Raw genomic sequence first — 22027 nt, forward strand, 5'->3', positions numbered from 1 at the left:
AAGGCTCGGGGAGGAGCCGCATATCGGCGAGCCCCGCGCCCCCGGCAGTACAACGACCTGCGGGAGCTCAAGCCGAGGCCGGTCGCGCCCACGCAAGGGGCACCTCCCGGCCGAAGGCTCGGGGAGGAGCCGCATATCGGCGAGCCTCGCGCCCCCGGCAGTACAACGACCTGCGGGAGCTCAAGCCGAGGCCGGTCGCGCCCACGCAGGGGGCGCCTCCCGGCCGAAGGCTCGGGGAGGAGCCGCTACTCCTCGCCCGTCTCGTACCAGAGGGTCAGGGCGCGGACGGTCGCGTTGAGGCGGCCGTTCTTCCAGGCGGCGAGGAGGGTGCCGGCGGTGAAGCGTTCGCCGCGGAGGACCGCGGTGGCCGTGCGGACGGCGTCGGCCGCGGTGAGGGAGCCGTCCGGGGCGAGGGGCGGGTAGGCGTAGGCGTTCCAGTCGTACGCCGGGGTGACCGCGCCGACGGCGGCGAGCGCGTCGGTGACGGACTGGACCCGGGGGCCGTAGACGGGGTGGCGCCCGTCCCACTCCGCGTCGCCCGGCTGGACCGCCCACCCCGCGGCGAACTCGCCGAGGCGGCCCCAGGCCGCCGCGCCGCGGTCGAGGCCGGCCAGCAGGGCAGCGTCGCCCGGGTCGCCCGCCTCGCCCCCGCCCGTCGGCAGCGGCGAGGACGCATCGGGGTGGAGCAGACGGCGCATCTGCTCGTACTTGGCCGTCAGCCGCGCCCGCAGCGCCGGGTCCGGGAGGAGCGCGAGGCGGTCCGCCGCCGAGTTGCTCGCCAGGTCCGCGTCCTTGACGGTCACCGCCCCGGGGGTGGCCAGGATCCGCGCGGTGTAGTCGGCCAGGCCCTCACCCTCGCGGCGGGTGAGGGCGAGGACGATGTCCTTGGTGCGCTGCGGCAGCGCCGCAGCCGCGAGCCACTCGGCCGTCAGCACGTCGTCCTCGACGGCGTCGTGCAGCCAGGCCGCGGCGATCTGCGCCTCGTCGCCGCCGTGCTGCGCGGTGCCCAGCGCCACCGCGGCAAGGTGCTCGGCGTACGGACGACCGGCCTTGTCGACCTGCGCCGCGTGCGCGGCACGGGCGACCGCCTCGACCTCGGCGAGGGTCAGGTTCGCCGTCCGCTCCGACTGCCCGCTCTCCGGCGTGCGCTGCGGCATCTGCTCCGACCTCTTCCTGTCTCGGTTCGCCCCCACCCGACCAGTGTCGCGCGTGACATGAGCAGGAACGCCCCGGGACACACGACGGAGACGGAAGCGAACCGCCGGGTGGCCCGGGCTCGCATCCGCGGCCAGTTCATCGGACAATCAACGACCATGAACGCGGACCGCACCGATCAAGCCATCGCCCGTACCGTTCCGGCCGCCCGCGCACCGCACCCGCCCGTCCGGGGCGAGCTGCGGCGGGTCGCCGACGGCGTGCACGTCTGGCGCCCCCTCCCGGGCGTCGGCTGGGGGCTCGCCAACTGCGGCCTGGTGACCGCCGGTTCGAGTGCCGCCTGGATCGACACCCCCTACGACCGGACCCTGGCCGACCAGTTCCTGGCCCTGTGCCGGCCCCTGCTGGCCGAGGGCACCGCCATCGACTGGCTGCTCGTCACCCACGGCAACGGCGATCACCTGTGGGGCTGGGAGGCGGTGCCGGACGCCCGGGTCGTCTACACCCGCGCGGCCGCCACGCACATCGCCCACGAACCGGACCCGTGCGACCTGCACCGGCTCGTCCACGACGCCGATCCCGGCACGCTGGTCGGCTGGTACCTGAGCCGTCACTTCGGCCGCTACCGCTGGCCCGAGACGCGCCTGCCGCAGCCCGCGCTGACCTTCACCGGCGAGGTGGAGATAGCCGTCGGCGACATCCCCGTCCAGCTGACGCAGCTGCCGCCCGCGCACACCACCGGCGACCTCATCGCCTACCTGCCGCGCCAGCGGGTCTGCTTCAGCGGCGACATCGTCTTCGCCGCGACCGAGCAGGAAGCGGGCGACCACCCGGTGCACTGGGCGGGCCCGCTGGAGAACGTCATCGACGGCTGCGACCGCGTCCTGGCCACCGACGCGACGGTCTTCGTGCCCGGCCACGGTCCGGTACTGGACCGCGCCGGTGTGCTCGCCCACCGCGACTACCTCTGCCATCTGCGGGACCGCGTCCAGGACCTGCACGCGTCCGGTGCGCCCGCCACCGAGGCGGCCCGCCGGATCGCGGCGGAGAACCGCTATCCCGCGCTGCACCTGCGCGAACGGCTGTCGATCACGGTCGGCCTGCAGTACCGGCACCTGGACGAGACCCCACAGGCACCGATGCTGGTGCAGATGCAGGCGCTCGCCCAACTCGCCTGGGAGCTGGAGTACCCGGGCGTGCCGCTGCCCTGAGACGGGGCGTCGGCACGCCCGGGGCCTCAGTCGGTCGCGGCGGCGACCAGCTCGTCGGCCACGCGCAGCAGCGTCCCGGTGCCCTCGATCGCGGCGAGCCAGTCGGCCGGGAGCGCGTCCTCGCCGTACGCCGCGCCGAGGAGGTTGCCGCAGACCGCGCCGGTGGAGTCGCTGTCGCCGGAGTGCGTGACGGAGAGGGTCAGCGCCCGGCGCGGGCCGACCTCGGGCGCGGCCAGCAGGGCGTAGACGGCGATCGCCAGGCACTCCTCCGCGATCCAGCCCAGGCCGACGCGCTCCACCGCGTCGAAGTCGGGCGCGCCCTCGCCCGCGACGCGCACCGCGCGCTCCAGGGCCGCGACGGTCTCCTCCGCGCCGGGCAGCGCGGCGGTCTGCGCGATCGTCGCCGCGACCGCCGCATCCGGGGCGGCGCCCGCGAGCAGGTGCTCCACCAGCGCCGCGAACGCGCCTGCGGCGAGCGCGCCGGTCGGGTGGCCGTGCGTCAGCTGCGCGCAGTCCGAGGCGAGCCGGAACGCGCGCTCGGGGCCGAGACCGAGCAGGCCGAACGGCGCGGACCGCATCACCGTGCCGCAGCCCTTGGAGTCGGGGTTGACCGGGCCGCGACCGCCGGACGGCACGGGGACGGAGGCCGGTGGGACGGCGTGCGACTCCAGCCCGGACAGGCAGGCGTTGCCGGGCGCGCGGGAGGCGTAGAGCCAGGGCTCGGCCAGCAGGCCGCTCTCTCCCGGCTCTCCCGGCTGCGGCGCGGCCTCGCACTGTGTGCGCAGCCACCGCCGGTAGGCCGCGTGGACGGCGGGCACGACGGACGTCGAGGTGGTCGCGTCGGCCTGGAGCAGGCCCTCGGCGGTGAACAGCGTCATCTGCGTGTCGTCGGTGATCTCGGCGAGGCCGCCGTGCGGGGCGGCCATCGTGCGGACGCCCTCCGGCCCGTGACGGTCCAGAATGCGCTCCAGGCGCTGGAACTCCACGGGCCAGCCGAGGGCGTCGCCCAGCGCCCCGCCGAGCAGACACCCGCGCACCCGCTCGGCGCGCGTCGGCCCGGCCGCGTCGGCCGGGGCGGTCGCCCGTGCGCCCTCGGTCGAACCCGCCGGTCCCTCAGCCACCGTCGTCGCCGGTGTCCGTCCCTGCCCCGAAATCCCTGTCGTCATCGTGTTCCCCCGTACTCCCCGAGGCGAGCACCTCGCCCGCCTCGGTGCGACGGTAGACCACGCGGCGCCCCGAGCGCGCGCCGACCACCAGGTCGGCCTCGCGCAGGACGGCCAGGTGGCCGCCCACCGTGCCGAGGGAGAGGGCGAGTTCGGCGGCGAGTTCGCTGCTCGTCGCGGGGCGGGCCAGGGCCCGCAGGATCGCGGCGCGGCCCGACCCGAGCAGGCGGGCGAGCGCGCGTTCGCGTCCGGCGGCGGAGGCGGACGGCCCGGCGCCGAGCCCGCGCGCGGGGTAGACCAGCGCGTAGGGGCCGTCCTCGGCCTCGCAGAGCCAGCTGCCCCGGCTGCCCGTGTAGGGGACGAACAGCATGCCCTCGGGGCCGACCACCCGGTCCGGACCGGGTCGGTCGCTGAAGCGGATGGCGTCGGTGCCGGTCCACTCGGTCCGCCGGGACATCCTCTCCAGCGCCCGGGGCCAGCCGTAGGCGGCGAGCAGACCCGCGCGGTAGGTGACGTCGCGTTCGAGCAGGGCGCGGCGGCGCGGCCAGTCGGCGGCCAGGTGCGTGTCCCAGGTGTGGCGGTAGAGCTGGGCGGTGCGGGCGGCGAAGTTCCGGCCGGTGAGCCAGGAACCCAGGTCGTGCTCCTCCCAGCTGGCCTCGACGGCGAGCTCCAGGCTCGCGGCGATCTCGTCGTCGGAGACGGCGCACATCTGCGCCAGCTCGTCGGCGAGCCGGGTCCGCATGCCGCCGGTCGGCGGGAGGGAGACGTGGTCGGGCAGGTACTTGGTGGAACTGACCAGCCGGGCCAGGCCCTGGGCGAAGGGATCGGCGGCGAGGGTGGCCCGCAGGGCGGTGCGGTGCCGCTCGTGCCAGCGCGCCAGCCAGGGGTCCACGCACGGGCGCGAGAGGACCATCAACGCGCCGAGCGTCTCGGCGGCGGGCGAGAGCGCGAAGCGCGACCGCGACAACGCGAGCGAGTCCAACCGCAGCAGCACCATCGGACCCGCTCCTCTCCTCTCCGCCGTTGCCACCTTTCGGCAGCAGGCGAAAGATTAGTGTGCGTCCGCGGGGACCGGCACGCTCGGGCGGGTGCTCACACTCTCCTCCGACTCACCGCTGCGGCGGTCCGGATTCCGCTGGTTCTTCGCCGGACAGACCGTCTCCCTGAGCGGCAGCGCCATGGCGCCCGTCGCCCTGGCCTTCGCCGTGCTGGACGCCTCCGGGCGGGCGGGGGACCTGGGCGTGGTCCTGGCCGCCCGCATGCTGCCGATGCTCGGCTTCCTGCTGATCGGCGGAGCCGTGGCCGACCGGCTGCCCCGGCGGACGGTGCTGCTGGTGTCCAACCTCGGCGCCGCGCTCACCCAGGGCGCGGTCGCCGCGCTGCTGCTCAGCGGGCACTACTCCCTCGGCGCGGTCGCCGGGCTGGAGTTCCTCAACGGGCTGCTCAGTGCCTTCACCACACCCGCGCTGCGCGGCCTGTTGCCCGAGCTCGTGGACCCGGCCCAGTTGCAGCGCGCCAACGCGCTGCTCGGCAGTGTCCGCAACGGCTCCAAGGTGTTCGGCCCCAGCCTCAGCGGCGTGCTCGTGGTGGCGGCCGGCGGCGGGGTGGCCATCGCGCTGGACGCGGTCAGCTACCTGCTCGCCACCGTCTGCCTGGCGCGGCTGCCGCGCGGCGGCGGAGCGACGGCCGCGCCCGCCACCCGACGGGGGCTCACCCGCGAGCTGCGGGAGGGCTGGGACGCCTTCCGCGGCACGCCGTGGCTGTGGCGGGTCACGCTCGCGTTCTGCGGGGTCAACCTGGTGCAGACCGGCACCTGGCAGATCCTCGGCCCCGAGCTGACCGCCCGCGAGGGGTCGGCGGCGACCTGGGGACTGCTGCTGAGTGTGCGCGGCGTCGGAATGCTGCTGATGAGCAGCCTCCTCTACCGCCTCACCGTGCGCCGGTTCCTCGCCGTCGGGCAGTTGGCCGGCGTGCTCTCCGCACTCCTGGTGCTGGCGCTCGGCGCCGGCCTCCCGGTCCCCTGGCTGCTCGTGGCCGCCTTCGTCGGCGGGCTGGGGTTCACCGTCTCCTCCATCAGCTGGGACACCTCCCTCCAGGAGCACGTGCCCCGGCAACTGCTCTCCCGGGTCTGCGCCTACGACGACCTGTTCTCCTACCTCGCGATCCCGATAGGCCAGTTGGCGGTGGGTCCGGCGGCTGCCGCGTTCGGCCCCCGCACCGTGACGACGGCCGCCGGTCTGCTCTACATCGCTCTCGTGCTGCTGCCGCTCACCTCGCGCGCGGTGCGCCGGCTGCCGCACGCCGTCCCCGGGAGCCCGGATCCGGCACCTGCGGCGACGGCCCCGGCGCCCCGGTGACGGCGGACGGCGGACGGTCTACTGCTGGTTGCCGTTGTCCCCCGGGACCACGGGGTGGATCTGGACCGTGCAGGCGACCGGCTGGAACGAGATGATGCGGGTGGAGGTCTTGGTGCCGGGCGGGGTGACCAGGACGCCTGCGTAGGTCGGGCACTGGCTGAGGCCGCCCTGGGGGACGTCGCTCCACTCCAGCCGGGCGGAGACGTGGCCGTGCGCCGGGACGACGACGGAGGCGGGGGACGTCGCGCCCGGGGCGGCGCCGCCCATCATGCCGCGCAGGGTGCGCGTGGCCTGGGCCACCTGGTGGTCGGCCGAGTCGAGCATGGCCACGCCCGGGTAGCCGTAGAGGGTGCAGGGCGCGCCGGTGACGTTGGTGAACAACAGGCCCACGGCGATGTGCCCGGCGGCGCCGTCGTTCGGCCCCACACCGACGGTGATCTGCGAGCCGGTGCAGGCGGCGGGCCCGGCCGCTGCGGTGGAGCCGCCCGTGGTGGAGCTGCCCGTGGTGGAGCCGCCCGTGGTCGACCCCGTGGAGCCTCCGGTCGAGCCCCCTCCCGTGCTGCTTCCCGTGCTGCCACCACCGGTGGTGGCGCCGCCGGTGCTACCGGCCGTCGACGTCGAGCCGGTGGCCCCACCGGGGGACGGGGAGTTCGCCGAGCCGCCCGACCCGGCGCTGGTGCAGGCGGAGAGCGTGAGGCAGAGGGCCGCGGCCGCAAGGAGTCCGTAAGCGGAGTTTCTCTTCATGCCTCATGTGACGAGCAGACCCCGGCCGGGGTTGCTCCCGCCACGTCACAGCCGCGTCCCGGCCCGGCCACCGCTCGGTCTCACCCCGGGCCGGCCGTGGGGCTGACCGGAGATCAGCAGGAGTTCCCGACAACGCCGCTGGCCAAGGCTATTCTCTGCTGCGACCGCCAACCCCGGCAGCAAGGACAGCGATCCATGCGCAAGATCACCATCGTCGGCGCGGGCCAGTCCGGCCTGCAACTCGGCCTCGGCCTGCTCGGCCACGGCTACGACGTGACCATCGTCTCGGACCGCACCGGACAGGAGATACGCGAGGGTCGCGTCCTGTCGAGCCAGTGCATGTTCGGGACCGCCCTCAGCCACGAGCGGGTGCTCGGGCTCGACTTCTGGGACGCCGAGTGCCCGGCCGTGCACGGCCTCGCGGTCAGCGTCGCGGACGGCCAGGGCGGGCGTGCGCTCTCCTGGTCCTCGCGGCTGGACGCGCCCGCCCGCTCGGTCGACCAGCGGGTGAAGATCCCCGTCTGGATGGAGGAGTTCGAGCGCCGCGGCGGCGCCCTGGTCCTGCGTGACGTGACCGCCGAGGACCTCGACGAGTACACCCGCACCAGCGACCTGGTGATCGTCGCGGCCGGCAAGGGCAAGATCTCCGGGGTCTTCGAGCGCGACGCCGCCCGTTCCCCGTACGACCAGCCGCAGCGCGCCCTCGCCCTCACCTACGTCACCGGCATGACGCCGCGCCCGGACCACTCCGCGGTGAACTTCAACATCGTTCCCGGCGTGGGCGAGTACTTCGTCTTCCCCGCCCTGACCACCTCCGGCCCCTGCGACATCATGGTCTTCGAGGGTGTCCCCGGCGGCCCGATGGACTGCTGGGCGGAGGTGACCACGCCCGAGGAGCACCTGGCCAAGTCGCTGGAGATCCTGCGGGAGTTCTTCCCCTGGGAGGCCGAGCGCTGCGCGGAGGTCGCCCTGACCGACGCGGGCGGCGTGCTGGCCGGGCGCTTCGCGCCGACCGTCCGCAAGCCCGTGGGCGAACTGCCGTCGGGCGCCGCGGTGCTGGGCCTGGCCGACGTGGTGGTGCTCAACGACCCCATCACCGGCCAGGGTTCGAACAACGCGAGCAAGTGCGCCGCGTCCTACCTCGCCAGCATCCTGGAGCACGGGGACCGGCCGTTCGACCGCGCCTTCATGGAGGCCACCTTCGCCCGCTACTGGGACTACGCCCAGTACGTCACGACGTGGACCAACGCCCTGCTGGCGCCGCCGCCCCCGCACGTGCTTCAGGTCCTCGGCGCCGCCAACGGCAGCCCGGTGGTCGCCCGCCGCTTCGTCAACGGGTTCGACGACCCGCGTGACTTCTTCCTCTGGCTCATGGACCCGGCCGCGACCGAGGCGTACCTGGCCTCCGTCGCGGGCTGAGCAGTTGCCGTCGCGGTAACCACCGCCGGTGCCCGGCTCGCGCCGGGCGCGCGAACGTCCCGGCTCCGCCCTGGGGCGGAGCCGGGACGAACCGCTACTGCAGGGAGCCGCGCAGGCGCCGCAGCGTCGCCGCGGCGTCCGGGAGGCCGGCCGCGTCGGCCTCGGCCGCGGCGCGGTCGAGGCGGAGCCGCGCGGCGGGGGCGCGGTCGAGGGCGCGGCCCTCGACCAGCGCGGCCAGGCGCACCGCCTCGAAACGGGGCGGGGCCTGCGCGAAGCCCGCGGCGTCGTAGGTGGCGACGGCGCGTTCGAAGAACGGCAGGGCCTCCTCGGGACGGCCCGCCCCACCCAGCACGCGACCGCGCACGTAGAGGTTCTGTGCCAGGTCGACCTCCACGCTCCGGAACTGCGTGCGGGCGGCCTCGGCCAACTCCTCACGGACAGCATCGGCCCGGTCGACGTAGCCGAGGGCCTCGTCCGCCCCGTCCGCGCCGCGTGCGTCCACCGCCTCGATGGCGAGGGTGCGCAACGCGTCCGTCACGTCGGGGAGGCAAGGCGCCTCCCGGTTGGACTCGAGCGCCCGCTCGATCGCCGCACGGGCGCCGTCCCAGTTCCCGGCCTGGGCCAACGCGCCCGCCGCGCCCGCCGCGGCGGCGGTCAGCGGGGCCCTGTCCGGCCAGCGACCGACCAGGTCCGCCGTCTGGAGGAACTGCGCTGCGGCGTCCCGGGGCTCGTTCAGCGAGAGCAGCGCGTTGGCGAGGTCGACCCGGATCTGCGCGGTCAGCTGGTCCGCCGGGGACGGCTCGCCGTCCCCGGACGCCGGACCGGTCGCGTCGACGGCCGCTTCGGCCGGGCCGGTGAGGTCCAGCAGCGACTCGAGCACCGCTGCGGCGTCGCCGACCGAACCCTGCGCCCGCAGGGCCCGGGCCAGGTACAGGCGGATCTCCCGCGCCTCCAGCGCCTCACCCTCGCGGTCAAGCCGCGCCGCCGTCTCCGAGAGGGCGCGCACGGCCGTCGGATACTGCCGCTGCTGCATCGCCATCGTGCCCAGCATCCGGTGCAGCGGCGTCAGTTCGTCCTGGGCGAGGTCGGCGGGCGCCTCCGCGAGGCCGCGTTCGAGCTCGGCCATCGCCTCGGGGAAGCGCCGCTGCCCGCCGAGTGCCAGGGCCAGCAGCAGCCGGCCCCGCGGCACCCGCCAGCTCCAGCCCTGCTCCTCGAAGATCGCGAGGGCCTGCCGGGCGGCGGCCTCACCCTCCACGGCCGCGCCGTGGGTGGACCGGAACTCCGCCAGCACCTCGTACGCCACCGACGACTGCAACCACAGTCCCGCGGCCGCCGCCTCGGCGATCAGCGTCCGCGCCTCCTCGGCGAAGACCGCGGCCCAACGTTCCTGCCGCTCCTGCCGCTCCGCCCCGGACGCGCGCAGTGCGGCGTGCCGGGCCACGAAGACACGGGAGTTGCGCACCACCAGCTTGCGGCGCAGGGCCACGCGCCGGCGCTCCTCGGCGCTGTCACCGTCGGCGGCAGCGTCGTTGTCGCCCTCGCCGTCGGCGGCACCGTCGCCCTCGCCCTCGCCGGGCACGGTCAGCGCGTCGACGCGGGACAGCAGCACGTCGAGCACCGGGAACGCCGCCTCGGCGGCCTCCACCGCCGCGACCCGGTCCGTGACGTCCGACCGTGTGGCGGCGCACCAGACGGCGCGGGCCTGTGCGGCGACGGCGCGGGCCTCCTCGCCCGCCGCCGTGTAGAGGGCCACCGCCTCGTCGAGGTGCGCCGCGCACGCGTCCCAGTCCTTGCGCTGCACCGCGCGCTGCGCCAGCTCGGAGGCGATGTCGGCACGCTTCAGCCCGGAGAGCTCACCGGCGTCCCCGCGCTCGACGCGCGCCAGGAGGGTGTCCCACGCCTGCTTCGCGCGCGGATGCCCGAAGGCGTCCAACCGGCGTGCCTCGGCGAAGAGTTCGGCGAAGTCCTCGGGCAGCTCCGCCACCGCGGCGGAGCCGGGCGTTCCGGTGACACCGGCGGACGCCGTGTCGGCGGACGCCGCATCGACGGGAACCGCCTCCGCGGTCCGGACCAGGGCGGCCGTCTGCACGCCGAGGTTGAGCTGGGCCACCAGCGGGCGCCGGTCGAGCCGCTCGCGGCGGCGCGCGGTGAACGCGTCGTTGCCGTTGCGGGCGTCGAAGCGCGCCGCCAGCTCCTCGGCCTGGGCGGCGACGGAGGCGCGCAGCGACGCGACCGTCCACTCCGCTCCCAGCGGTCCGGCGCACGGCAGCGCGCCGTGACCAGTCTCCTCCAGCCGCGCCAGCAGCACCTGGACGCCGGTCAGGAACTCCAGCCGCCCCGACGGGGAGGCGGCGAAACCGAACGACGCACGGCTCTGCGACAGCAGCTCCAGGCCGCGCGCCTCGTTGCCGGTCAGCGCGCAGAACTCCAGGTGGCGCCCGATGTCGGTGAGCTCCGCCTCCTTGCCGCGCACCTTGCGGTACGCGCCCAGGTGCATCGCCCTGGCCTCGTCGTAGCGGCCGAGCCGCAGCAGCGGCAGCAGCGCCAGCGTCTGGCTGCTGTGCGGTTCCTCGTCGCAGCTGTGCCGGCCGTCGAAGGTCGGCTGGAGCTCCGCGAGGCCGCGCTCGTCCTCGCCGTGCCGGAAGTGGTGGTCACCGCGCTGGCGCGCCTCGCAGGCCGCGCAGTCGCTGAGGTCCGTCCGGCCGCGGGTGGCCCACAGCTCGTAGGCGAGCAGCTCGTTCTCGCCCAGGTGCCCGGCGAGCTGGTACTCCTCGCCGTAGACCGGCTGCAGGTCGTGACCGGCGGCCTCGTAGCGGCGGCGCATCTCGGCGATCCAGCCGCGGATCGACGCCAGCGGCACGTCCGGGGTGACCAGCAGGCCGGAGGTGACCCACTTGAAGTACCAGAACAGCTGGTGGGTCTCCCACTCGTCGAACGCCTTGGGGTTGGCGTCCCACAGCTGAAGCAGCCGGGCGAAGGTGACGGGGTACTTCACCGCCTCGCCGCTGCCGTGGTAGGCGCGCATCAGCTCCACCAGGGTGGAGACGGTGACCTCGTCGTCGCCGAACGTCTCGGCGGCGTCGACGAGTTCCTCCACGACGGCGGCGGTGGCACGCCCCTTGGGGCGCTCCCGGGTCTCGCGCAGCGCCTCGAAGAACTCGTCGCGCGTGCTGGGCGTGGTCGTCACCGCTTCTCCTCCGGTGTGGCGCCGTTGGTGGGTGCGGCCGACTGCGCCGCGTACTCGAGCAGGCCCAGGAACGAGCGGTTCAGCAGCGCGTGGTCCGAGGGCCGCAGCGGTCGCCGGGAGAGCAGCAGCGCCTGCCCGTACAGGGCCTCGATCGCCGTCTCCGACAGCTGCGGGTCCGCCGTCGCCGCCAGCTCGGCGAGCTTGCGGATCAGCGGGTTGAAGTGGTTCAGGATCAGCTGGGCGCGCGGCGCCTGGGAACTGAGCGAACCCAGGATGCCCGCCCACAGGTCGTCCGCCCCGGCGGACAGCTCGGCGCGGCGCCGGTCGTGCCGGGCCTCCCGGTTGTCGACCAGCATGGCCGGCACGCCGACGGGCTGGAAGGCGCGCAGCGCCACGTCGGTGTCGAGGCGGTCCGCGACCGCGCGGGCCCGCGCCAGGAACGGCGCGGCGGCCAGCTCGGCGGCGGGGTCGACGCTGTCGAGGTGCGCGGTGACGGTCTCGGGGTCCAGATCGGCCACGGTCACCCCGGGGCGGATCTGCGGGAGCTTGTGCACGAGCTCGCGGTCGTAGACGTAACCGCCGTTGATCACGCCGAGCCCGGCGGCCGAGGCGACCGAGGAGACCTGCCGGAACTCCTCGACGGTCTGGGTGACCAGCACCGTCGGGTGCGCGCGGGCGAACTCGTCCAGGGTGACCTGGCCGTCGGTGGTCTCGAACGGCAGCCAGGGCAGCAGCAGCGCCAACAGCTCGTCGTCGTAGCGGGCCAGCGCCTTGACCGCGAGGTGGTGCACGTCCAGGAAGCGCCGCAGCGTCGCCAGGTCGGAGGCGGCCAGGCCGGTCAGCCACTGCCGCACCCGGTCACCGATGGCGTCGCGGACGGCGGCCAGCGTCTCGTCCTCGTACAGCGCCTCGCGCGAGGCGGTCGGGCGCAGGCCGGTGGTGTCCACCACGCAGGCGACGAAGAAGGCCCAGTCGGGGACGAGTTCGGTGGCCTGGTCGGACAGCAGCATGCCCTTGAGGTGCACCCGGTTGCCGGACCGCCGGGTCGGGTGCGCGGGCGTCGGCAGCACGAAGGCCACGCCCTTGAGCCCGACCAGCGGGATGTCCAGGTCGATGGTGTCCAGCGGGGCGAAGTCGAAGACGGCCTTGCCGTAGTCGGCCAGCGCCTCCCGGCGGGCGAACGGCGACGGGTGGGCGCGCTCCCACACCGGCGGGGTGTCGTTGACCCGGCTGCTGTCGCCGTGCCGGTCCACGACGGTGACGTCGTAGCGCAGCAACGAGCCGAAGTGGCGGGCCAGTTGCAGTACGTTGCCGGGCTCCAGCCACTCGCTGCCGTCGGCGCGCGGGGTGAGCGTCACGGTGGTGCCGGGCTGGGGCACGGTGCCGGCGGGCAGCGCTCGGATGCTGTACGTGCCGTCGCTGCGGCCACGCCACTCGACGGCCGGCGCTCCGGGTTCCTTGGCGCTGCGGGAGACCACGGTGATCTCGTCCGCGACGACGAAGCAGGCGAGCAGGCCGATGCCGAACTGCCCGATGAAGTCGGAGCGGGCGGCCGACAGGTCGAGGTCGCCGTCGGCGTTGCGCTTGGAGGAGCGGCCGATGGTGGCGAGGAAGGTGTGGACGTCCGCCTCGGTGAGGCCGACGCCGGTGTCCTCGACGGTGATGCCGCCGCCCACCGCACCGGTGCGGATGGTGATCCGGGTGGGCGCGGCGGGGTCGAGCAGGCGCCGCGCGGTGATCGCGTCGACGGCGTTCTGCATCAGCTCCCGCAGGTAGACCTTGGGAGACGAGTAGAGGTGGTGCGACAACAGGTCGACGAGGCCGCGCAGGTCGACCTGGAACGTGTGGCCCGGCTCGCTGGAGGTCACTGGTCTTGCTCCTACTTCGATCGCTTGAGCAGCTTGGGCAACATGGGCAGCTTGGATGTCCCGGGCGCCTTGCCCTTGCGGCACTCCTGGCGGGCCTTGGCGAACACCAGTCCGGGATTGCCGCAGAACGCCCAGGGGGAACGGGTCGGGTGGTCGCCGATGCGCTCGAACAGCGGGCGCGCGCTTGCCACGTCGCCCGCCAGCCAGAACGCCATGGCGAAGGCGTTGAGCGCCGGGTAGGGCGACACCGTGGGCGCGTAGTCCGGGTGCAGGACCGAGGCGGCGGCGGCCCGGCGCAGCTCCTCGACCACCTCGGGGCCGCGGATGTACGCGGCGCGCTCCGCCTGGGGCAGGTCGAGCCAGTGCTCGATGTGCGCGGTCGCCGTCAACGCGCCCATGGAGCTGCCGGGCGCCGCCTGCGCGAGCGCCTCGCGGGCGAAGGCGTGCATCTCCTCGTGCGACCCGCCCCACTTCGCGCAGATCTGCAGCATCATCGCCTGGTGCAGCGTCGCACTGGTCGGCGCGCGCCGGACCCCGGCCTCGAACCGTCGCCGCGTCACGTCGGCCCCGTGTTGCAGGCCGCGCGAGGAAGTGACCAGCGAACACCAGGGCGCGGCCGACTCCGGGTCCAGCTCCACGGCCGCGTACAGGTGCTCCTCGGCGAGGCGCAGCCGATCGTGGAACAGCTGGAACTGCTCCCGGCTGACCTGCGACGCCCGCGCGCCCGAGCGGGCCTCCCAGGCCCACGCGATGTGCCGGGCGCCGCTCACGGTCCGCGCGAGCGGGTCCTCGGCGCGGCGGCCGCCGATGTCGAGCAGGAAGTTGCCGCCGAGGTCCTCGACGCAGCCGATCAGCCAGATCAGCCGGTTGTGGTCACCGCGGTCCCGGCACGGCTGCAACACGGCGGCGACCGCGTCCCAGTCACCACCCCGCACCGCCGCGCGGAGCGCGGCGACCTCCGGATCCTCGAAGTCGTGCTGGATCGACACCGGCTTGGGCCCGGACGGACGCGTGGCACGCGAGGCCCCGCCCCCCTTCGCGGCCGCACGCGCGGCCAGCACGGCCGCGACCACGGCCGGGCCCACGAACGAGACGTTCGACACTTGATTCCTTCCCCTGACCGACCCGGCGGCGAATCACGCGGTCGGCAGCGGCAGGGTAGCCGACTCCTCCGACACGACGACACCACGTTTCGTGCCCCCGCCGCAGCTCGGAGGGGGCGTCGTGGTCCGGACCGGTCCGTATGCGTGGAGTGGTCCCGAATCGTCGGCACAGCCCGGCCGGACCGGACGGTTCGGCCGGGCCGGACCGGCCGGAGGCGCCCCCGGCGGCCGGGGCAGCGGCCTGGCGGCCGCGGCGCCCTCCCGGGGTCCCGGTCTCGAATGCGTCGGCCACACCCCAGTTGGCGTCGGCACCCTCGTGATCAAGGCGGCCTTCGAAGATCAGTACGATCGCCCGGTGATCATCTTCAGAAGGGTGGCGGCCGGGACAGCGGCCTGGCTCGCCGCACTGGCCCTTGTGGGCGGTCTCCCCACGACCGCCCACGCGGACAGCTCCGACTCCACCACCCAACCCCCGCCCAAGGTCGAGCTCATCCTCGACGCCAGCGGCTCGATGCGGACGCCCGACATCGGCGGCATGAGCCGCATATCGGCCGCGCAGCACGCACTCGACGAGGTCGTCGACGCGCTGCCCGACCAGGCTCAGGTGGGTCTGCGCACGCTCGGCGCCACCTACCCCGGGAACGACAAGGCCGTCGGCTGCAAGGACACGCAGCTCGCGGTGCCGATCGGCCCGCTCGACCGGGTCGAGATCAAGACCGACGTCGCGACGCTGCGCCCGGTCGGCTGGACCCCGATCGGGCTCGCCCTGCGGGAGGCCGCCAAGGACCTGGGCGTCGACAGTTCCAGCCGTCACATCGTGCTGGTCACCGACGGCCAGGACGACTGCGCGCCGCCGGACCCCTGCGACGTCGCGCGCGCCCTCGCCGCCGACGGCACGCACCTGACCGTCGACACCCTCGGCCTCACCGAGGACGACAAGGTCCGCCGCCAGCTGACCTGCATCGCCCAGGCCACCGGCGGCACCTACACCGAGGTGCGGACCGAGGGCCAGCTCAGCACGCGGCTCACCCAGCTCGTCCAGTCCGGCACGACGCAGACCGCCACGCCGCCGGCGCCGACGACCGGCGCCGACTCGTGCGCGACGGCGCCCGTGCTGACCCCGGGCGTGTGGACCGACCGGCAGAACCCGCAGCAGGAGCACTGGTACCGCGTGGCCGTGCCGGCCGGGTCCGAGCTGCGCGCGTCCGCGTCGATCGCCATCGACCGGCCGGTCCAGCCGCACTACGACATCACGATGGTCGCCACCACCGCGGACGGCCGGGAGCTGGCCCGAGGGGCCGGCACCGGGAACGGACGCGACGACGTGGTCTCCACCGGGCTGCGCGCCCAGGCGCCGGCCACGGGAACGGACGCGTCGTCCGGATCCGCTTCGCCGTCCGCCTCCTCGGACGACACCAGTACCCCGGTGGCCTCACCCTCCGCTGACGGCTCACCAGGCTCGACGGACGGCATGCTCTGCCTGGCCGTCGCCAACGCACTCAGCGTGCCGACAGCCGGCACCGTCAACCAGCCGGGGCTTCCCGTCGAGCTCAGCATCGACGTCGTCCCCGGCGCGGTCGCGGCGGGCGGCGGCGCGACGTGGCTGGGCTCGGGGTGGGCGCTGGTCGGGCTACTCGCCCTCATCGGCCTGCTCAGCGGTCTGGTCTTCGGTTGGCTCGCGCGCTGGCGCGTGGCCGTGTGGAGGGTTCAGTAACCATGGCCATGTCCCGAGTTCTGCGTGCGGGCGGGGCCTTGAGCCTGCTCGCACTCCCCCTTCTCGCCGGCGTCGCCCAGGCCGACACCCCCTCGCCCGCCGCCTCCCCGCCCGCCTCGACGGGCACGGCCGCCGTCCTCGCCGGAACCACGTTCCGCACCGCCGGGCCGCTGGGCCCCGGTGGGACGGGCCAGGCGGCCGGCGCGGTGGGCGACTACTTCTACTGGTCCTTCCAGGCTGCGGCCGGTCAGGCGCCGACCGTCACGGCGACGGTCCAACTCCCCTCCGGCACCGGTCGGCAGGCGGCGGAGACGTGGCGGCTCGACCTCTACGACGGCCTGCGCCGCGCCCAGCCCTGCGTCGGCGGCTCCCCGCAGGCGCAGGCGGCGCCCGACTCCGGCTCGGTGCAGCTCAGTTGCACCCTGCCGACAGTGCGTGCCGGGGCCGAGACCTGGTCGAACGACCCGCTGCCGGGCACCTACTACGTCCGGCTGACCGTCGGCGACCTGGCGGAGCAGGATCTGGGGCTACCGGTCAGCGCTCAGCTCACGCTCGCGACCCCGTCCGGCTCTCCCGCGTCCGCCGACGTTTCGCTCTCCACTCCCCTCTCCCTGCCGACGGCGGGCCCCAGCGCGGGCACGTCCGACACCGCCACCGCCACCGCCACGGGCGGCATCACGTCACCGAGCCCGGCCCCCGGCAACGGCGGCAGCGCCTCCACCGGCACCGGCTCCGGCCTCTTCTCCGGTGGCAACGCCCGCTGGTGGTGGACCGGCGGCGGCGCCGTCGCGGCGAGCCTGACCGCCGTCCTCGGCTTCAGCCTGACCCGCCACCCGCGCCGCTGGTTCTCCTGACCCACCCCACCCCACCGGCCCGACCCGTCGCCCGCCCGACCGTCTCCACGGTCGGGCCGGCGACGGTCACCAGTGGGCGTCACCCTGGCCGCCGCCCCGGACAGCACGCGGGTGGCCTGTCGTGGCCCGGTCCGAACAGTCAGGAACATCTACGTCGGCCGAGGACGGCCGGCCACCTGCACCGGGTCGTCCGCGTTCCAGGCGGGGGTGACGGAGCTGCCGGCGCGGGTGGGCGTCCCGGTCCTGCCGTGGGAGCAGGCGCTGCTGACGCCGGCCGACCTCGCCGCCCCGGCCAGCCTCGGCCGCGAACTCGGCACTCTCGCAGGAAAGTTGGCCCTACCTCCCTCCACCTGCTGGATCCCGACTCCCCCGTCGGCAGGTTCGAGCGGACCGCGCCACGCCTCGACCGGCCCGCGCCCCTCGCCCCGCAGGTGGACCGCCTGATCGCCACCCACCGGCCGCTGCCCGAGCCCAGGCGCCATCGCCGATCCCACCATCCGTCCGCGGTAACGAACCTGACAGTCCAACGGAGAGCAATCCAGCAGCGGGGCTACGTGGTCGAGACGGCGTGTCTGCGTCAAGAGCTCTCGATCAGAACCGCATCGCTCATATGATCGCTCCTGGATCGGAACGAATCGGGATACGCCACAGCAGGACCGGGGGTGGTCAGCCATGAGCATCATGCTGCCAGGCGAGTTGGTGTGGGTGTTGAACCTGATCGGCGTCAACTGGCCTGACGTCGACGAGGACAAGCTCCGCGAGACCGGCACCCACTTCCGCCAGTACGCCGACTCCGTCGAATCCGCCCGTCAGCGTGGTGACACCCACATCAACGGCGTGGCCGACCAGAACGAGGGCGAGGCCGCCCAGGCCCTGATCGACAAATGGGCCAACCGGTCCAGCCCCAACATCGCGAAGCTGCACACCATCTGCTACGACTTCGCCGACGCGCTCGACATCGCGGCGACCGCCGTCGAGGTGGCCAAGGACGCCGTCATCGCCCAACTCGGCGCCCTCGCGGTGGAGGTGCTCGCCGACCAGGCCGGGGCGATCGAGACCTTCGGCCTGACCGAGGCCGCGGCGGCCGCGGAGGTCACCGCGACCCGCACCATGGTCAAGGACATCCTCAAGGCCCTGGAGAAGCAGCTGATCGACCAGGTCCTGCAGGAGGCCAAGGCCGCGGTCATCGCCGGAGTCGAAGGTATGGTCAGCGAGTTGGTCTTCGAGGCCACCGCCGACGCGCTCGGTACGGGCAACGGCATCCACGCCGGCAGCATCCTGAACTCGGGCGTCGCCGGGACGGTCGACTCCGCCAAGCAGAGCGTCGCCTCCTACACCACCGCCGACGGTCTCGAGCAACACGCCGAACAGGCCGCGGAGGGCGCGGTCAGCTCGACCAAGGACCAGTACAGCCAACGCGGCGCCGAGGCGGCAGCCGAGCCGAGCGGAGGCCGGGCATGAGCAGCGGCCACTCGCGGACCCACCCCGACCACCTCGACGAGACTGCCTCGAACATGCACCAGGCAGCCGGCGAGGTGGAGGCCGCAAGCGGCGAGTTCGACGGCCACATGGCCGACGCGAACTACGGCGGCGGCACGACCGCCCAGCTCATCCACGGCGTGGTCAGCGGTGTCGGCAACGCCGTCGGCGGCAGCCCCGAGGGCGCGGGCGGCAAGGTCGCCCAGCACAAGCACGACTACGCCGACAACATCAGCCGGCACGCCGCCAACGCCCGCCAGAACGAGGCCGACACCGCCGCGTCGCTGGACGCCATCGCCAGGGCCAGGTCCCCCGAGGCCGTGGTGGCCGCCGCGGAACAGCACCTGCAGCAACGGCTCGCCGCCGAGGCCGCCCGGCGCGAGCAACCGGGCGCCGAGCCCGCAGCGGGCACACCGAGCCAACTGGACGGCCTGGTCAACCGCATGGTCGACCGCTCCCGCGACGTGGCGGGCACCCACCCCGGCAACGGCCCCAATTCCGACCTGCCCGCACACACCGTCACGGTGGAGTGGAAGCCGGGCATGCCGAAGGTCCAGTTCGCCCGCAAGGCGCTGGCGCTGCGCCGGCTCGGCAACGACGGCGAACTCTTCAAGGCCGAGGAACCCACGGCCCGGGACACCCAGATCACCAAGGACTACAAGGGTGCGCTCATCAACATCATCAAGGGCGTCCACGGCAAGTCCGATCCGGAGCTCGCCGACCAGAGCACCGCACTGGCCAAGTCCATGCAACCCGACCACGTCTCCGAACTCCAGGTCGGCGGCGCCGACTCCTGGAATAATCTGAGAATGCTGCACGGACCGACCAATTACGAGATAGGAACCCAGCAGATACGATCACAGATCAGGACGCTACCCGCGGGAACACCGATAAAAGTTCGAATCAAATGGTGGTGAGAAGTGCCCGGCCTTGAATCCCTCGTCGGCGAACTGCGTACCGCGCTGGCCGCCCGTCCGGATTTCTACAGCGTGTCCGTTCCCGACGGCTGCGCCCCGGACGCCGTCCCGCCCGGCACACCCGCGGGCTACGCCCGGCTGCTGACCCTCACCGACGGCCCGGCCTGCGGGACCTCCCTGACCTTCTGGAGCGCGGCGGACCTGCCGGGGAACCAGTACTACACCCGGCCGATCGAGGGGTCGGACCTTCCCCTCGACCCGGACGCGTACTTCTGCTGCGGCCTGTTCGAACCCGATCCGCTGTTCATCCGCCGATCCGACGAGAGCGTCTGGTACTTCCCCGACCGGGAGGTCGAATGGCAGAACTCCGGCAGCTTCGCGAAGGCCGCCGACAGCATTGAGGAGTTCTTTCTGGAGAAGGTCGCCGGCCCCGATTACGCGGTTTTCGTGGGACTGGACGAATCCATGAAGGACCCCGACGGGCTGTACGACGAGTGGTACATTCTGCTCACGTCGATCGGAAGATGAGGACATGGCGACCACACAGGAGCTCACCGAGCTGTTCGGGGCGAGCCACATCGCCCGCATCGACCGCGAGGACTGCCTTCGCTTCGGTGTGCCCGAGTCAGCGGTGGCCACCCTGTCGGAGACCGGCATCCCGGCGTTCGTGCAGGTCCTGTTCACCCTGAACGTCCAGGGCGAGCCGATCGCCTTCGACCTGCTCCCGGTGGACGTGGGAACTGAACAGGTCAAGGTCCTCGTCCTCGGCGGACCCACCGACGACCCGGGTCTGCGCTACTGCCTCGACCTGGACCATGGTGTGGTGATCCTGCTCGCCCTGGAGCCGGAGCCCCAGGCCGAGGTCGTCAACAGCTCGGTGGCGAACTTCGTCGAGTTCCTCTACCGCCTCGCCCTGCGCGGCGCGCACACCGCCCAGGCGGACGCGTCCCAGCAGCACGAGTACCACGCGAAGCTCGCCGAGTACCTCCGCGCCGTCGACCCCGTCGCCTTCGCCGAACCCGACAGCTGGTGGTCCGCAGTCTTCGAACAGCTGGGCTGACCCCCCTCCGCCGCGCGTCCACCGGAGCGCACCGCCCGTCAGTCGCCCCCTCCGCGCCGCCTGAGCGGCCAGTCGCCGGCAGCCTTGAAGAAGCGGACATGGGCCCGAACGGCATCATGTCCGAACTCCGGGCACCGGATCCCGCTCCCCGCCAGTACCTCCCTCGTCGTGGACGTGTCGAAGCGGGCACTGCCCTTGCACGTGCCGAGACCTCATCCGCGCAAATCACCCGGCTTGTGGCCGGGATCTGCGTCCAGCGGCAGGGTGATCCCTCACCACGGCATCACCCCCGCGACCCCCCGACACAAGAATCACCCCAGCTCAGCCAGCCCGAACCGAAACAGCGAGGCTAACCTTCAGGATTTCTGGCACATCACACGAGTCGATCAGGTGTTCCTGCTCGACCCGGGTGCCATGGTGTGCGAGGGCTGGCCTGATCCGGCAGGCGGGCGGACTCACGGCGCCGTCACGGACCCGCGGTCGCGCCGACCGCAGGCACCTCCACGCCCAGCCTCGGGTCGGCTTCGGGGGTGATCGCCTCCGTGTCGCGGCTGACGAGAAACGTCGGCCGTGTCGGCCGGGCAGGCGCGTTGTCCACGGCGTTGTAGGTGATGAGCAGCAGCGCGCGCCGGTCCGCGGAGCTGTTGTTCGACGAGGCGTGGACGATGCTGGGGTGGAAGGCGTGGACGGTGCCGGCCGGGCCGAGGAGGGTCTGCCGTCCCAGTTCACGGCCCAGTTGCTCGGCGCGGCCGCCGCTGATCGTGTAGGCCAGGTCGGCCGACACGTGGGATCGCCAGTCGCCGCGCTCCCTCTCTCCCTGCTCCTCGCGTTGCGGCAGGTCCAGCAGGCCGAGCCGGTGGGTCCCGGGGATCAACACCAACGGCCCGTTGCCCGCGTGCACGTCGTCGAGGGGGACGGCGATGTTGACCGCCCGATCCTGGGGCATCCCGTCCTCCTCGTGCCAGAAGGCGAAGTCCTGGTGCCAGGGCCAAGCGGCACCCTCGCGTGCCTGCTTCAGGTTGACCTTGAACTGGTAGGCGTAGACCGGGCCGCCGACGAGCTCCTCGGCGAGACCGAGCAGCAGCGGGTGACGCACCAGGGCGGCGCATAGGTCGTCGTAGGCGTGGCAGCCGTGGATGCCACGGACGGCACCGCTCTCCTTCTCGCGAACCACGTCGGGGCGGTCCTGCTCGCAGAGCAAGTCGATGCGACGGCGCAGGTGTTCCACGGAGTCCGTGTCGAGCCGGACCGGGATGCGGCACCAACCCTGGCGGTCGTACGCGGCCTTCAGCTCGGCGACGTCGGCAAGAAGTGCGGACATGGCCCATTACCCCCGAAATTCGATGCGAATGTGCGGTTTGAGAAGATCGCTGGCCGATTCCCACAGGAATTTCCCAGGGCCGAGGACGCACCGCCCCACCCGGCGATCGAATGCGTCGGCTGCCGACGCGTGAGGACCGCTTACCACCAGCCGTTGCTGTCCGCCGTGCTGTCGGCGGAGGCGGTGGCGACGGGGGCGGCCGAGGCGTCGGCCAGTACGGCCACGTGCGCGGAACGGGTTCCGGACGTCAGGGAGGCGGAGGCAGATCCGGCGCTCGGGCGAATTGCCATGGCACCGGCAGGTGAGGAAATTGCAAGAAGAATGACAAAAATGGTGATTTTGAGCATGGTCTTCCCTTGCTACGATCTCGGAAAAGTGGAGGGGGACTGTGCAGTTACTGCATGTTCCCGCCAAAGCCATCTTGCCGATCCGCAGCGGGGGCGGACCAGCGATGTGGGTTGCGTCCGAACGACAC

Annotated in this window: 18 protein-coding genes and 1 pseudogene; 9 read left to right on the top strand and 10 right to left on the bottom strand. The window is 73.4% G+C overall.

Features of this window, described 5'->3' with window-relative positions; all coding sequences use genetic code 11:
• Positions 1–245 precede the first annotated feature (245 nt).
• Both ABH931_RS38285 and ABH931_RS38290 read right to left on the bottom strand, forming a co-directional pair.
• Positions 246–698: a DUF6508 domain-containing protein gene (locus ABH931_RS38285; protein ID WP_370124404.1), complete on the bottom strand. Its 453-nt coding sequence runs from the start codon at positions 696–698 to the stop codon at positions 246–248.
• Positions 672–1157, bottom strand: a pseudogene (locus tag ABH931_RS38290) (HD domain-containing protein); the annotation flags it as partial. The gene ABH931_RS38285 and the pseudogene ABH931_RS38290, both read right to left, overlap by 27 nt.
• 156 nt (positions 1158–1313) lie before the next feature.
• Between ABH931_RS38290 and ABH931_RS38295 the strand changes: the two are divergent.
• Entirely contained in the window at positions 1314–2366 is a 1053-nt protein-coding gene (locus ABH931_RS38295; RefSeq protein ID WP_370124355.1) for an MBL fold metallo-hydrolase, read from the top strand.
• A gap of 26 nt (positions 2367–2392) precedes the next feature.
• On the opposite strand, the gene ABH931_RS38300 is transcribed toward ABH931_RS38295, so the two are convergent.
• Entirely contained in the window at positions 2393–3487 is a 1095-nt protein-coding gene (locus ABH931_RS38300) for an ADP-ribosylglycohydrolase family protein (RefSeq protein WP_370124357.1), read from the bottom strand.
• Complete coding sequence (locus tag ABH931_RS38305; protein ID WP_370124360.1) at positions 3480–4526, bottom strand: winged helix-turn-helix domain-containing protein; 1047 nt, start codon at positions 4524–4526, stop codon at positions 3480–3482. Before ABH931_RS38305 ends, ABH931_RS38300 begins: the two co-directional genes overlap by 8 nt.
• Before the next feature lie 91 nt (positions 4527–4617).
• Here ABH931_RS38305 and ABH931_RS38310 point away from each other — a divergent pair, with 91 nt between their 5' ends.
• A complete protein-coding gene (locus ABH931_RS38310) occupies positions 4618–5886 on the top strand; it encodes an MFS transporter (RefSeq protein ID WP_370124362.1) in 1269 nt (422 codons plus the stop codon).
• A gap of 18 nt (positions 5887–5904) precedes the next feature.
• On the opposite strand, the gene ABH931_RS38315 is transcribed toward ABH931_RS38310, so the two are convergent.
• The gene (locus ABH931_RS38315; RefSeq protein ID WP_370124364.1) at positions 5905–6630 is read right to left on the bottom strand and encodes a DUF4232 domain-containing protein; all 726 of its coding nucleotides are present in this window, start codon (positions 6628–6630) and stop codon (positions 5905–5907) included.
• Between the two features lie 195 nt (positions 6631–6825).
• On the opposite strand from ABH931_RS38315, the gene ABH931_RS38320 reads away from it, so the two are divergent.
• Positions 6826–8049, top strand: coding sequence for a styrene monooxygenase/indole monooxygenase family protein (locus ABH931_RS38320; protein ID WP_370124366.1), 1224 nt, complete (start codon positions 6826–6828; stop codon positions 8047–8049).
• 94 nt (positions 8050–8143) lie between these two features.
• Here ABH931_RS38320 and ABH931_RS38325 read toward each other — a convergent pair whose 3' ends face one another.
• The 3 genes from ABH931_RS38325 to ABH931_RS38335 are packed head-to-tail and all read right to left on the bottom strand — an operon-like array spanning position 8144 to position 14207.
• Positions 8144–11236 (bottom strand): hypothetical protein, encoded by a 3093-nt coding sequence (locus ABH931_RS38325; protein ID WP_370124368.1) that lies wholly within the window; start codon positions 11234–11236, stop codon positions 8144–8146.
• Entirely contained in the window at positions 11233–13104 is a 1872-nt protein-coding gene (locus tag ABH931_RS38330; RefSeq protein WP_370124370.1) for an HSP90 family protein, read from the bottom strand. The genes ABH931_RS38325 and ABH931_RS38330 overlap by 4 nt, the downstream gene beginning before the upstream one ends.
• An 11-nt stretch (positions 13105–13115) precedes the next feature.
• Positions 13116–14207, bottom strand: a complete 1092-nt coding sequence (locus ABH931_RS38335) for a hypothetical protein (protein ID WP_370124372.1) — start codon at positions 14205–14207, stop codon at positions 13116–13118.
• A gap of 355 nt (positions 14208–14562) precedes the next feature.
• Between ABH931_RS38335 and ABH931_RS38340 the strand changes: the two genes are divergently transcribed.
• The 6 genes from ABH931_RS38340 (at position 14563) to ABH931_RS38365 (ending at position 20231) form a co-directional block, all read left to right on the top strand.
• A complete protein-coding gene (locus ABH931_RS38340) occupies positions 14563–15921 on the top strand; it encodes a VWA domain-containing protein (RefSeq protein ID WP_370124374.1) in 1359 nt (452 codons plus the stop codon).
• Positions 15922–15929: 8 nt separating this feature from the next.
• Positions 15930–16775, top strand: a complete 846-nt coding sequence (locus ABH931_RS38345) for a hypothetical protein (protein ID WP_370124376.1) — start codon at positions 15930–15932, stop codon at positions 16773–16775.
• Positions 16776–17447: 672 nt separating this feature from the next.
• Positions 17448–18236, top strand: coding sequence for a hypothetical protein (locus ABH931_RS38350; protein ID WP_370124378.1), 789 nt, complete (start codon positions 17448–17450; stop codon positions 18234–18236).
• A complete protein-coding gene (locus ABH931_RS38355) occupies positions 18233–19171 on the top strand; it encodes a hypothetical protein (RefSeq protein ID WP_370124380.1) in 939 nt (312 codons plus the stop codon). The genes ABH931_RS38350 and ABH931_RS38355 overlap by 4 nt, the downstream gene beginning before the upstream one ends.
• 3 nt (positions 19172–19174) lie before the next feature.
• A complete protein-coding gene (locus tag ABH931_RS38360; protein ID WP_370124382.1) occupies positions 19175–19699 on the top strand; it encodes a hypothetical protein in 525 nt (174 codons plus the stop codon).
• 4 nt (positions 19700–19703) lie between these two features.
• Positions 19704–20231 carry an SUKH-4 family immunity protein gene (locus ABH931_RS38365; protein WP_370124384.1) on the top strand — a complete coding sequence of 176 codons (528 nt, stop codon included), beginning with the start codon at positions 19704–19706 and terminating at the stop codon, positions 20229–20231.
• 466 nt (positions 20232–20697) lie between these two features.
• Here ABH931_RS38365 and ABH931_RS38370 read toward each other — a convergent pair whose 3' ends face one another.
• A complete protein-coding gene (locus ABH931_RS38370; protein ID WP_370124386.1) occupies positions 20698–21552 on the bottom strand; it encodes a phytanoyl-CoA dioxygenase family protein in 855 nt (284 codons plus the stop codon).
• Positions 21553–21692: 140 nt separating this feature from the next.
• Positions 21693–21842: a hypothetical protein gene (locus tag ABH931_RS38375; protein WP_370124388.1), complete on the bottom strand. Its 150-nt coding sequence runs from the start codon at positions 21840–21842 to the stop codon at positions 21693–21695.
• Positions 21843–22027: the final 185 nt, after the last annotated feature.

The sequence above is a fragment of the Streptacidiphilus sp. MAP12-33 genome, assembly GCF_041261265.1.
In the GTDB taxonomy this organism is placed as follows: domain Bacteria; phylum Actinomycetota; class Actinomycetes; order Streptomycetales; family Streptomycetaceae; genus Streptacidiphilus.